We start from the raw sequence: 12,767 nt of genomic DNA on the forward strand, positions 1-12,767 counted from the left end.
GTGTCTCATCGTGAAATGGAGGGGACGGCTTCGTCGATCGGATGGCGTGCCAGTTCGCGCTCGCCCGGCGTCTTGCGGCGCAGCTTGTCGAGCAGGACATAGACCACCGGCGTGGTCAGCAGGGTCAGCAACTGGCTGGCGATCAGGCCGCCGATGATGGCAATGCCCAGCGGCTGGCGCAGCTCGGAGCCTTCGCCGAAGCCGCCGATCGCCAGCGGCAGCGCGCCCAGCGCCGCGGCCAGGGTCGTCATCAGGATCGGGCGGAAGCGCAGCAGGCAGGCTTCGCGCACGGCGGCCAGGGCCGGCACGTCCTTCGAGCGTTCCAGTTCGAGCGCGAAGTCGATGATCAGGATGGCGTTCTTCTTGACGATGCCGATCAGGAGGAACACGCCGATCAGCGCGATGATCGAAAACTCCATGTTGAACATCAGGAGGGCCAGCACCGCGCCCACGCCGGCCGAGGGCAAGGTGGACAGCACGGTGATCGGGTGGATCAGGCTTTCGTACAGGATGCCCAGCACGATGTAGATCACGACGATGGCCGCAGCGATCAACAGCGGCTGCTGCTGGTTCGATTCCTGCGCCGCGCGTGCCGTGCCCTCGAAGCTGCCGCGCACGTTGGCCGGCATGGCGATATCGGCTTCGGCCTGGCGTACCGCCGCCTGGCCATCCTCCAGGTTGAAGCCTTCGGCGAGGTTGAACGACACCGTGGTCGCCAGTTCGCCATCCTGGTGGTTCACCGAGGTCGGGGTGGAGCTTTCGGCGAAGCTGGCGATGGCGGACAGGGGCACCATGCTGGCGGCGCTGCCGGACAGGGCGGCGCCGCTGGACGCATCGCGCGTGCCACTGAGCGTGGACGCGGGCGCCGGGGTGCTGCCGCTCGCCGCCGCGTTGGATGCACCGGCGCTGGCCGACGCCGTGGCGGCATTGGCGCTGCCGCCGCTGCCGCGCGCCGGCACATACACATCCTTGAGCGCTTCCGGCGACTGCGCATACTTCTGCGCCACGCCCATGATCACGTGGTACTGGTTCAGCTCATCGTAGATGTTGGCCACCTGGCGCTGGCCAAAGTTGTTGTAGAGCGCATTGTCGACGTCGCGCGTGCTGATGCCCAGGCGGGCGGCCGTCTGCTTGTCGATCGAGACATACATCTCGACCCCGTTCTCGGCCTGGTCGGTATCGACGTCGACCAGCGCGTTCTGGCGTTTCATGGCGTCGGCCAGCTTGCCGGCCCATTCCTTCAGGTCTTCGCTGTTGTCGCTTTTCAGGGTGTACTGGTAGGTGGAATTGCTGGAGCGCCCGCCCATGCGCAGGTCCTGCACCGGATTCAGGAACAGCGACACGCCCGTCACGCGCGCGAGTTTCGGGCGCAGGCGCGCAATCACGGCCTGGCCCTTGTCAAGGCGCTCGGAGGCGGGCTTGAGGTTGATGAACATGAAGCCGCCCCCTGCCCTGCCGCCACCGGTGAAACCGACCACGGTGTCGACGGCCGGGTCGCGCTTGATGATGTTCACCAGCTGGCGCATTTTTGCCTGCATGGCCTGGAAGGAGATACTCTGGTCGGCGCGGATGCCGCCGCTGATCTGGCCCGTGTCCTGCTGCGGGAAGAAGCCTTTCGGCGCGCTTGAAAACAGGTACACGTTCAGGCCGATGACGAACACCAGGATCACCATCACCAGGCCCATGCTGCCCAGCGCCCAGTCGAGCGCGCGCTCGTACACGCGCAGCAGGCGGTTGAAGCCGCCCTCGGCCCAGCGTGCCAGGCGGCCCGGCGGACGCTCGATGGTGTGGCCTTTCTTGAGCAGCCAGGCGCACATCATCGGCGTGGTCGTCAGCGAAATGACCAGCGAAATCATGACCGCGCTTGATAAGGTGACGGCGAACTCGCGGAACAGGCGCCCGACCTGGCCGCCCATGAACAGGAGCGGGATGAAGACGGCCACCAGCGACAGGCTGATCGACAGCACGGTAAAACCCACTTCGCGCGCGCCCAGCAAGGCGGCTGCCATGCGGTCCATCCCCGCCTCGATGTGGCGCGCCGTGTTCTCCAGCACCACGATGGCATCGTCGACGACGAAACCGGTGGCCACCGTCAGCGCCATCAGCGACAGGTTGTTCAGACTGAAGCCCAGCATGTACATGACGCCGAAGGTGCCGAGCAGCGAGACGATGGTTGCCACCGCCGGGATGATGGTGGCGCGCACGCTGCGCAGGAAGACGCTCACCACCAGCACCACCAGCAAAATCGAGAGCATCAGCGTGAATTCGATCTCGTGCAGCGAGGAGCGGATCGAGTTTGTGCGATCGGACGCCACCTGCAGGGTGACGTCGCCTGGCAGTTGCGCCTGCAGGACTGGCAGCAGCGCGCGCACGCCGTCGACCGTTTCGATGACGTTCGCCGCCGGCTGGCGCGTGATCAGCACGATCACGGCCGGCTCGCCGTTGAACAGGCCCAGGGTGTTGATGTTTTCCGGGCCGTCGATGACCTCTGCGATGTCCTGCAGGCGGATGGCCGCGCCATCGCGCCAGGCGACCACCAGGCCGCGGTAGTCGGCGGCGGTCCTGCCGTTCGTCGCGGTGTCGGCCTGCGAATAGATCTGCAGGCGGCGGCCGTCGCCTTCGATGGCGCCTTTCGGGCGGTTCGGATTACTGGCCTGGATGGCCGCGCGCACGTCCTCGGCCGAGACGCCGTAGCGGTTCAGCGCATAGGGATTCAATTCGACGCGCACCGCCGGCAGCGAGCCGCCCCGATCTCCACTTCGCCCACGCCCGGCACCTGGGCCAGGCGTTGCTGCACGATGTTCGACACGGCTTCATAGATCTGGCCCGGGCTGCGCGTCTTCGAGGTGAGCGCCAGGATGATGACGGGCGCATCCGACGGGTTGACCTTGCGGTAGGTGGGGTTGCTGCGCAAGGTTGCCGGCAGGTCGGCACGGGCCGCGTTGATGGCGGCCTGCACTTCGCGCGCCGCGGAGTCGATCTTGCGGTTCAGGTCGAACTGCAGGCTGACGCGGGTGGAGCCATTTCCCGAGTTCGAGGTCATTTCGTTGACACCCGCGATCACCCCCAGCCGGCGTTCGAGCGGCGTCGCCACGCTGCTGGACATGGTTTCCGGGCTCGCACCGGGGAGCGACGCCGACACCGAAATCGTCGGAAAATCGACCTGCGGCAGCGGCGAGACCGGCAGCACGAAGAAGGCGGCGATGCCTGCCAGCGCCAGTCCGAGCGTCAGCAGGACGGTCGCGATCGGGCGCTGGACAAAAGGCTTCGACAAATTCATGCGCCGACCTCATGCGGTTTGCTCGGCGCACGTCCGGACCAGCGCCGCGACACCCGGTCGAAGGCCAGGTAGATCACCGGCGTCGTGAACAGCGTGAGCAGCTGGCTGACGATCAGGCCGCCGAAGATGGCCAGGCCCAGCGGCCGGCGCAGTTCGGCGCCCTCGCCCCAGCCGAACATCAGCGGCACGGCGGCGAACAGGGCCGCCAGCGTCGTCATCAGGATCGGCCGGAAGCGCAGCAGCGCCGCCTGGCGGATCGCCTCGAGCGGGCTCTTGCCCCCGTCGCGCTCGGCCTCGATGGCGAAGTCGATCATCATGATCGCGTTCTTCTTGACGATGCCGATCAGGAGGATGATGCCGATGATGCCGATCACGCCCAGGCCCTGGCCCGTGATCCACAGGGCCAGCAGCGCGCCGACGCCGGCCGAGGGCAAGGTCGACAGGATCGTCAGCGGGTGGATGTAGCTCTCGTAGAGCACGCCCAGCACGATGTAGACGCACACCACTGCCGCCAGGATCAGCCAGAGCTGGTTCGACAGCGAGTTTTCGTAGGCACCGGAAGCGCCGAGGAAGTTCAGCGTCACCGAGGCGGGCAGCTTGATGTCGCTTGCCGCCTCGCGAATGGCGTCGACGGCCTGGCCAAGCGACGTGCCGGGCGCGGTGTCGAAGCCGATGGTGGTGGCCGGGTACTGGGCCACGTGGGTCACCTGCAGCGGCGCTTCTTCCTCGCGGATGGTGGCCACGGCGGACAAAGGGGTCGGCTCGCCGGAACTCGTGCGCAGTTGCAGGCGGCCGAGTGCCGCCAGGGACATGGCCTCGTCCTGTTGCGCTTCCAGGATCACGCGGTACTGGTTGGTTTCGGTGAAGATGGTCGAGACGATGCGCTGGCCGAACGCGCTGTAGAGGGCGTCATCGATGGAGGACGCCGTGATACCAAGACGGGAAGCGGTGTCGCGGTCGATGTGCACCACGGCGGCCATGCCCTTCGCGCCGGCGTCGGTGGTGACGTTGCGCAGGCGCTTCTGCTGGCCCATCTGCGCGACCAGTTTGTTTGCCCAGTCGATGACCATGGCATTGTCGGCGCCTTCCAGCGACACCCGGTACTGGGTAGGCCCCGTTTCGGCATCGATGGTCAGGTCCTGGGTGGGCTGCAGGTAGAGCGTGACGCCCGCCACGTTCGCAACGCGCTTCCGCAGCCGGTCCATGATCTCATCCAGATCCCCGTCGCGATCGCGCTTGAGGTTGATCAGCATGGTGCCCGTGTGGAGCATCGTGTTGTTGGCGGCATCGACTCCGACATTGGATGCCAGCGACTCCACTTCTGGATCCTCGAGTATGGCTTTGGCCGCCGCCTGCTGCATCTCGGCCATGCGCGCATATGAAATCGCCTGGCGCGCTTCCACCCGCGCCTGCAGCTGGCCCGTGTCCTGGGTCGGGAACAGGCCTTTCGGGATCACCACCCACAGCAAGGCGGTGAGCCCCAGCGTGGCAAGTGCGACGATCAGGGTCAGGCCCTGGCGCGCCAATACCCACTCGAGGCCACGGTCGTACTTGTGGATCACGCGCTCAAAAAAGGCCTGGGTCTTGCGCGCCCACTTGCCCGGTTTTTCTTCCTCATGGCTGCGCAGCCAGCGCGCCGACATCATCGGGACCAGCGTCAGCGACACCAGGCCCGAAATCAGGATGGTAATGGCCAGCGTCACGGCGAACTCGCGGAACAGGCGGCCAACCACGTCGCCCATGAACAGCAGCGGAATGAGCACGGCAATGAGCGACACCGTCAGCGAGATGATGGTGAAACCGATCTGCGCCGCGCCCTTGATGGCGGCCGCCATTGGCTTTTCGCCCTCTTCGATATAGCGCGCGATGTTCTCGATCATGACGATGGCGTCGTCGACGACGAAGCCGGTGGCGATCGTCAGCGCCATCAGCGACAGGTTGTTCAGGCTGTAGCCGAGCAGGTACATCACGCCAAAGGTACCGACCAGCGAGATCGGCACGGCCAGGCTGGCGATCACCGTGGCGCGCACGCTGTGGAGGAAGGCGAAGATCACCAGCACGACCAGCACCACGGCCAGCAGCAGCTCGATCTGCACGTGTTCGACCGAGGCGCGGATGCCCGTGGTGCGGTCGGACAGCACGTCCAGGCGCAGGGCGCTTGGCAGGCCGGCCTGCAGTTCCGGCAGGCGCTCCTTGATGGCGTCGACGGTGGCGATCACGTTCGCGCCGGGCTGTCGCTGCACGTTCAGGATGATCGCGGGTTTCAGGTTGGCCCAGGCGCCCAGGCGCACGTTCTCGGCCGAGTCGACCACGCGCGCCACGTTTTCCAGGCGCACCGGCGCGCCGTTGCGGTAAGCGACGATCAGGTTCTTGTAATCGTCGACGGTGACCAGCTGGTCGTTGGCGTTGATCGCATAGGCGCGCGTCGGGCCGTCGAAGCTGCCCTTGGCACTGTTGGCATTCGCCGCCGTGATCGCACTGCGCAGCGTGTCGAGCCCCAGGCCGTGCGAGGCCAGTGCCTCGGTATCGGCCTGGATGCGCACCGCGGGGCGCTGTCCGCCCGAGAGCGAGACCAGGCCCACGCCCGAGACCTGGCTGATCTTCAGGGCCAGGCGCGTGTTGACCAGGTTCTGGATTTCCGTGAGCGGCAACGTATCCGAGGTAATCGCCAGCGTCAGCACGGGGGCGTCGGCCGGATTCACCTTGGCGTAGACGGGCGGCGCCGGCAGGTCGGCCGGCAGCAGCGAGCCGCCGGCATTGATCGCGGCCTGCACTTCCTGTTCCGCCACGTCCAGCGTCTGGCCGAGGCCGAACTGCAGCGTCACCACCGACACGCCCGCCGCGCTGGTCGAACTCATGCGCGTCAGGCCCGACATCTGGCCGAACTGGCGTTCGAGCGGGGCGGTGACGGTGCGCGACATGACCTCGGGACTGGCGCCGGGATACAGGGTCTGCACCTGGATGGTCGGGAAGTCGACCTGGGGCAGTGCCGACAGGGGCAGGAACTTGTAGCCGACCAGGCCGGCCAGCACGATGGCCAGCATCAGGAGCGCTGTGGCGACCGGGCGGCGGATGAAGGGGCCGGAGGGGCTCATGGGTGCACCATTGACCCGTAGGGTGGGCACTCGTGCCCACGCGGATTGAACGGATGATCGACCACGACCGTGTTCGCACACGACGCGCGCGCGATGCGGGACGGTTTCGACATGGATGCGTCATACCGCGTGGGCTCGAGAGCCCACCCTACGAAACCCATCATTGGCCCGCTCCTTCGCGCTGGCGGCGCGGACGCTCGCCCTGGGCACCCTGGCCACGTGCAGCGCCCCTGCCCGCGCTGCCCGCCCGCAGCTCCCTGCGGCCGATCGCCCGGCAGGGTCACCTTCGCTCCATCCTTCAGCCGGTCGGCCCCTTCCGTGATCACTTTCTCGCCCGCCTTCAGGCCCTCGCTCACCTGGATGCGATCGACAGTCGCCTGCCCGCGCTTGACCTTGCGCAGCGAAACCGTGCGCGCGGCTTCATTGAGCACGTAGACGAAGTCGCCGTCGGCGCCGTGGCGCAGTGCGTTCACGGGCACCACCACGGCGTTCTCGATGGTGCGGATCTGCAGGCGCAGGTTGACGAACTGGCTGGGGAAAAGCTTGTTGTCGGCATTGTCGAAACGGGCTTTCGCGCGCACGGTGCCGGTCTGGGTATCGACCTGGTTGTCGAGCGCGGCGAAGCGGCCCGTGGCGAGCGTCGTGCTGCGGGTGCGGTCCAGGGCGGTCGCCGGCAGCTTCGCGTTCTCGGCGATGCGGCCCTGCAGTTCGGGGACCTGGTCCTGGGGCACGGCGAATTCGACGTCGATCGGCGAGAACTGGGTGATGACGGCGATGCCGTTGGCGTCGCCGCTGCCGACCAGGTTGCCGATGTCGACCGTGCGCAGGCCGACACGGCCCGAGATCGGCGCCTTCACCTGCGCGTAGGAGAGGTTCAGGCGCGCCAGGTTCTCGGCCGCGGTATCGGTTTTCACGGTCGCTTCCAGCTGGCGCACGAGCGCGGCCTGGGTGTCGACTTCCGGCGCGCGATCGAGTCCTGTTCGAGCAGCGTGCGGTAGCGCGAGAGCAGCAGGCGCGCGTTTTCCAGCTGGGCTTCGTCGCGCTGGCGCTGGCCCGTGGCCTGCAACAGGGCGATTTCCGACTGGCGCGGGTCGATCGTGGCCAGCACCTGGCCGGCGCGCACCATCTGGCCTTCGGTGAAGAGGATCTTTTGCAGCACCCCCGAGACCTGGGGGCGCACGGTGGCCACGGTCGCCGGCGTCACCGTTCCCAAGGCCTCGAGCGTGACCGGAATGTTCGCCTGCTCGGCCGTCGCCACGCCGACGGTGGTGGCCGGCGCCCCGCGCCCGCCGCGGCCGCCGCCCCGCCAGGTGCGCCGCCGCCACGTCCCCCGCCAGCAGATCCTTGGGTGCCGGCCGCACCCGGTCCGCCCGCCCTGCGGCGTGCGATGGGTCAGGTACCAGGCCAGTGCGGCCAGCGCCGCCATCGCCAGCACGGCGACGATGGTGCCGATGCGCTTGCCGCGGCGGCGTTCGGTGTCGGTTTTCGGAGCCTTGTTGGGGGAAACGTTCGAATCCATGCTCATCCTTGTTATTCGGTCTGCGACCGAGCGCGCCTGAGAAAGGCTCCAGTGCAAGGCGCACCGTCGAAGACAGTACGAAAGTACGCCGAGACGATGCAACGCTGCAATGGGGCCTTTATCAGGCGCGCTGAGTGCTATGCAATGAGCTTGGAATGTAGCATGACGAATCGGCACACTATGTTTCGTAACGTACATAGTGCAACCGACATCCGGAGCGGTAAATACAGGCAGGTCGACGTTCTTTACGCCGCTTTACGCCCTGCCTGCCATAGGCCGGATGCTGGAAGCGCAGACGAAAAAAGCCCCGGATTACCCGGGGCCCTCTTCTTACAATTGTAACAACGGATACAAACTCGCTACATGAATCGAGTCGACCTTACGGCATTTCGCACAGGCAGTGCGTCACGGCGGCAAATGGCTTCTTGCCATCGGCCAGCTCGGACAGCCAGCCCAGGTCCCTGGCGACATGCGCCGCCGCGCCGGCCGGCAGCGCGTTCGGCAGGCCGTCGGGGAGCAGGCCCAGCTTCACCGGATGGTGAACACCTGTGCCGCCGACACCCCAAACATGGACAGGAAACGCTCCAGCGCCGTGCCCGGCCGCTCGACGTAGGTGACGCGGAAATCGTCGCCGAGCTTGGCGCGCTTGGCAGCCGAACGCAACGCGTCGTCATAGCTGCCGAGGCGGTCGACCAGGCCGCGCTCCTTGGCCTGGGCGCCGGTCCAGACGCGGCCCTGGCCGACTTCGTCGATTTTCGCCGGGGTGGTCTTGCGCGCGACGGCGGCCCTGGTGGTGAATTCGCGGTAGACGTTGTTGATGCTGGACTGGACCAACTGGCCGAAGCGCGGGTTGAGCGGACGCAGCGGGTTGTAGGCGTCGCCCAGCCAGGTCGTGGTCACGCCGGCAGTGTGCACGCCCAGCTTGTCAGCTACCTTGTCGGCGGTCGGCAGCAGCGCGAACACGCCGATCGAGCCGGTGATGGTGGCCGGGTCGGCGATGACCTCGTCGGATGCCATCGACATCCAGTAGCCGCCCGACGCGGCGACGTTGCCCATCGAGACCACGACCGGCTTGCCGGCCGCGCGCGTGAGTTCCAGTTCGCGGCGGATCAGCTCCGAACCGTAGGCGCTGCCGCCAGGCGAATCGACGCGCAGCACGACGGCCTTGATGCTGTCGTCCTCGCGGGCCTGGCGGATCTGGTTGGCGGTCGAGCGGCCGCCGACCGTGCCCGGGCCGCCCTGGCCGTCGGTGATTTCGCCGGCGGCGACGATCACGCCGACCGCGTCGCCGAAGGCCGGCTGCGGATGGCGCGCGAGGTAGTCGCCATACGACACCTGGCGGAAGCTCTTGGCCGCCTCGTCATAGACGCCGCGCTTGACCATCATGCTGCGCACTTCGTCGCGCGTCTTGATGCCGTCGATGAGCTTCAGGTCGAGCGCGACCTTGGCGGCGTTGCCGCCGCTCGCGTCCATCAATTGCGGCAGCTGGTCGATGCCGCGCGCCAGGGCGCCGGCAGCCATCTTGCGGTTCTTCTCGACGGTGCCCGTATAGTTCTGCCAGAGAGCGCCATACAGGTAGGCGTCGGCTTCGCTGGCGGCCTGCGAAGGGCCGTTGGCGATGAAGGGCTCGGCGGCGCTCTTGTAGGTGCCGACCTTGATCAGGTTGACCGTCACGCCCAGCTTGTCGAGGGCGTCGCGGTAATAATTGCGGTGGTGGCCGAAGCCTTCGATCAGGATCATGCCCATCGGGTGCATGTACACCTCGGTGGCGTGCGAGGCCAGCAGGTAGCGTTTCTGGTCGAAGCTGCCGCCCCAGGCGACGACGGGCTTGCCGGCGGCCTTGACGCGGTCGATCGCGGCGCCGACCTCGTGCAGCATGGCCATGCCGCCGCCGTCGAGTTCGTCGAGCAGCAGCACGACGCTGCCGATGTTCTCATCCTTGCGCGCCGCTTCGAGCACGTTGAGCAGGTCGCGCAGTTCGACGGTACGGCGCACTTCGCCGCCGACGTTCGACAGCAGCGCGTCGCGCAGGTCGCCGCTGTGCTCCTCGACCAGGTCGCCGCGCAGCTCGAGCACCAGCGCGGTCTTCGCGCCCAGCGGCTTCGGACCGCCGCTGCTCAGGGCGACGATCAGGATCACCAGCACCAGCAGGAACAGGGCATTGAGCACGAAGCGCCGGGTGGCGTCGAGGCCGCGCCAGAACGCGCCGAAGCCGCGGCGCAGGGTAGACATGGGCTTGAAGGACATCAGGACTCCGCTAAATGAAATAAAAGGTCAGGCCGTGAGCGCCAGGTTGTCCGCGCTCTCCGCCTTCGAGATTGCGAACAGGCCGGCGAATACGAGTATGCCATTGAGAATCAGCAGTTCAAGGCCCAGTCGGTAGCTTCCGAGCAAATATTGCTGATAAAACTCAAGAACCGCGCAAAGAATCGGTGCGCCGATTGTCACGAAGGGCACCAGGCGGTCGTGCAGCGTACGCCGCGTCAGCATGCCGAAGGCGAACAAGCCGAGCAGCGGGCCATAGGTATAGGCCGCCAGCTTCAGGATGATATTGATCATGCTCGGCTCGTCGATCAGCTTGAAGCCCAGCACCAGGAACAGGAAGGACGCGGCAAAGCCCAGGTGCACGCGCCGGCGCAGGCTTTCCTGGGCGGCCGGACTCAGGTCCGCGCGGCGCTGGATGCCGAGGATGTCGATGCAGAAGGTCGAGGTGAGCGCGGTAATGGCCCCGTCGGCACTCGGAAACAGGGCCGACACCAGCGCGATCAGGAAGATGATCTGCACCGCGCCTGGTAAATGCCCCATCACCACGGCCGGGAAGATCCTGTCGCCGGTGGCCGCCACGCCGACGGTGGGCGCATACAGGTACAAGAGGCCGCCGAGGAAGAGGAAGGCCGACAGCACCACCACCAGCACGGCGGTCAGGCTCAGGAGGTTTTTCTGCGAGTCGGCCAGCGTCTTCACCGAGATCGTCTTCTGCATCATTTCCTGGTCCATGCCCGTCATCGTCAGCACGATGAAGACGCCGGCGACGATCTGCTTGAGGAAGAAGTTGGGACTGTCGAAGTCCGTCGTGAAGATGCGCGCCAGGCCCTCTGAGCGCATCGCGTCCAGGCTCTGGGGCACCGACATGCCCAGCGCATCGAGCAGGAACCAGGCGCAGGCGAAGAGGCCGAACAGCATGCAGGAGGTCTGCAGGGTATCGGTCCAGACGATGGTCTTCACGCCGCCCTGGTAGGTGTACATCAGGATCATGGCGAGAATCACCAGCGTGGTCAGCCAGAACGGAATGCCCAGGCCGTCGAGGATCAGCGCCTGCAGGATGTTCACCACCAGGTAAAGGCGCGCGGTCGAGCCCAGCAGGCGCGAGACGATGAAGAAGCCGGCGCCGCTCTGGTAGGCGCGCCGTCCGAGGCGCACCTGCAGGTAGTGGTAGATCGAGGTGAGCTTCAGGCGGTAGTACAGCGGCAGCAGGATATAGGCCACGGCGATGTAGCCGATGACGTAGCCGATCAGGATCTGGCCATAGCCGAAGCCATCCTTGCCGACCGCGCCCGGCACGCTGATGAAGGTCGCGCCGGAAAGCGTGGTGCCGACCATGCCGAAGGCGACCAGCATCCAGTTGCTGCTCTTGTTACCGATGAAGAAGCTGTCGTTGTTGGCGTTGCGCGAGGTGGCCCAGGCCACGCCCAGGAGCAGCGCGAAATAGGCGATGAGGATGCAGAAGAGGAGAACCGGGGACATGTGTGCGTGGGTGATATACGTTTCGCACAGCAATATACACCCTCGCGCGGTACCCGACTACCGCGGCCGGTGATGATCGTTGGCGGGCGATGCACCGCCATACCCAGGGTGGACACGTCATTGCATTGAAGCTCCCAGCTTCAATGCCCCCCGGCTTCAATGACTCCACGCGGTCTTTCGTGTCGCGGAATACCCGACCAGTTCTCCCTGACGACATGGGTGAGAGCGATTTCGCCGCCATGCACACCGTGATACCGCGTGGACTCGGGGAGTCCACCCTACGGACTGCCGCGGCCAACGATACTCGCGATACGTAGGGTGGACACCTGTGTCCACGCGGTCTTTCGTGTCGCGGAACACCCAATCGGTCAACGCGGACGACAGGTATCGGAGCGATTTCGCCGTCATGCACACCGTGATACCGCGTGGACTCGGGGAGTCCACCCTACGGACTGCCGCGACCAACGATACTCGCGATACGTAGGGTGGACACCTGTGTCCACGCTGTCTTTCGTGTCGCGGAACACCCCATCGGTCAACGCGGACGACACGTATCAGAGCGATTTCGCCGCCATGCCACCCGTGATCCCGCGTGGGCTCGAGAGCCCACCCTACAACCGCCGGAGCCGTCAGCCAGGAATCAGGTCTCCTCCCCCTCCACCCGCTCGAACGGCCCGATACAGGCCTGCATCGTCTCGTCGCTGCACATCAGGAACAGCGCTCCCGACGGATGGAAGCGCACGAAATTCGTCGCCTGGGTGCCCACCTTCATGATCTCGCCGGCGCAATCCTTCTTGCCGTTGTCCTTGACGATGCGGTCTTCCAGCTTGTAGAAGCCCCTGGCGCTGGGTTTGTCGGGGATGCGGTATTCGCTTTCGGACACCTCCTCGGCGGAGGTCACCAGGGTGGTGCCGTCGCCGCGGAAGCGGTAGGTTTCCGAGCAGCGCAGGTCGGGCAGGCTCAGTTTCCAGATCCCGAGGATGGGATGGCTGGCCGCCGGCGCGGGCGGGGCGGCCAGCGCGGGCTGGAGGACGGCAATCAGGGACAGCAGCAATCCGGCAAGCACACGCATGGCGACTCCTTTGTCGACGACGGTTGAACGACCTTCCCTGTACTGCCCGGCCAAACC

The 12,767-nt window shown here is 66.2% G+C and carries 7 protein-coding genes and 1 pseudogene; all 8 read right to left on the reverse strand.

Annotated features, from left to right (window positions below):
• Positions 1-5: 5 nt before the first annotated feature.
• The 8 genes and pseudogenes from G4G31_RS19925 to G4G31_RS19950 all read right to left on the reverse strand — a co-directional run bounded on the left by G4G31_RS19925 (position 6) and on the right by G4G31_RS19950 (position 12,710).
• Positions 6-3,280, reverse strand: a pseudogene (locus G4G31_RS19925) (efflux RND transporter permease subunit).
• Positions 3,277-6,375: a multidrug efflux RND transporter permease subunit gene (locus G4G31_RS19930; protein ID WP_182989066.1), complete on the reverse strand. Its 3,099-nt coding sequence runs from the start codon at positions 6,373-6,375 to the stop codon at positions 3,277-3,279. The pseudogene G4G31_RS19925 and the gene G4G31_RS19930 overlap by 4 nt, the downstream one beginning before the upstream one ends.
• The gene (locus tag G4G31_RS28655; protein WP_308621765.1) at positions 6,372-7,289 is read right to left on the reverse strand and encodes an efflux RND transporter periplasmic adaptor subunit; all 918 of its coding nucleotides are present in this window, start codon (positions 7,287-7,289) and stop codon (positions 6,372-6,374) included. Before G4G31_RS28655 ends, G4G31_RS19930 begins: the two co-directional genes overlap by 4 nt.
• Complete coding sequence (locus tag G4G31_RS28660) at positions 7,286-7,894, reverse strand: biotin/lipoyl-binding protein (protein WP_308621767.1); 609 nt, start codon at positions 7,892-7,894, stop codon at positions 7,286-7,288. The genes G4G31_RS28655 and G4G31_RS28660 overlap by 4 nt, the downstream gene beginning before the upstream one ends.
• A gap of 379 nt (positions 7,895-8,273) precedes the next feature.
• The gene (locus tag G4G31_RS26955; protein ID WP_229425135.1) at positions 8,274-8,426 is read right to left on the reverse strand and encodes a hypothetical protein; all 153 of its coding nucleotides are present in this window, start codon (positions 8,424-8,426) and stop codon (positions 8,274-8,276) included.
• Positions 8,423-10,141 (reverse strand): signal peptide peptidase SppA, encoded by a 1,719-nt coding sequence (sppA, locus tag G4G31_RS19940; protein WP_229425136.1) that lies wholly within the window; start codon positions 10,139-10,141, stop codon positions 8,423-8,425. Before sppA ends, G4G31_RS26955 begins: the two co-directional genes overlap by 4 nt.
• A gap of 27 nt (positions 10,142-10,168) precedes the next feature.
• Entirely contained in the window at positions 10,169-11,638 is a 1,470-nt protein-coding gene (locus tag G4G31_RS19945; protein ID WP_182989067.1) for a sodium:solute symporter, read from the reverse strand.
• Positions 11,639-12,278: 640 nt separating this feature from the next.
• Positions 12,279-12,710 (reverse strand): hypothetical protein, encoded by a 432-nt coding sequence (locus G4G31_RS19950; RefSeq protein WP_229425137.1) that lies wholly within the window; start codon positions 12,708-12,710, stop codon positions 12,279-12,281.
• Between the last annotated feature and the right edge of the window lie 57 nt (positions 12,711-12,767).

This window comes from Massilia sp. Se16.2.3 (assembly GCF_014171595.1).
Taxonomy (GTDB): Bacteria; Pseudomonadota; Gammaproteobacteria; order Burkholderiales; family Burkholderiaceae_D; genus Telluria.

What these genes read in the sequence shown, in the direction of transcription:
- G4G31_RS19930 (WP_182989066.1), bottom strand. Translation starts at nt 6,375, where the DNA reads ATGAGCCCCTCCGGCCCCTTCATCCGCCGCCCGGTCGCCACAGCGCTC.
- G4G31_RS28660 (WP_308621767.1), bottom strand. Translation starts at nt 7,894, where the DNA reads ATGGATTCGAACGTTTCCCCCAACAAGGCTCCGAAAACCGACACCGAA.
- sppA (WP_229425136.1), bottom strand. Translation starts at nt 10,141, where the DNA reads ATGTCCTTCAAGCCCATGTCTACCCTGCGCCGCGGCTTCGGCGCGTTC.
- G4G31_RS19945 (WP_182989067.1), bottom strand. Translation starts at nt 11,638, where the DNA reads ATGTCCCCGGTTCTCCTCTTCTGCATCCTCATCGCCTATTTCGCGCTG.
- G4G31_RS19950 (WP_229425137.1), bottom strand. Translation starts at nt 12,710, where the DNA reads ATGCGTGTGCTTGCCGGATTGCTGCTGTCCCTGATTGCCGTCCTCCAG.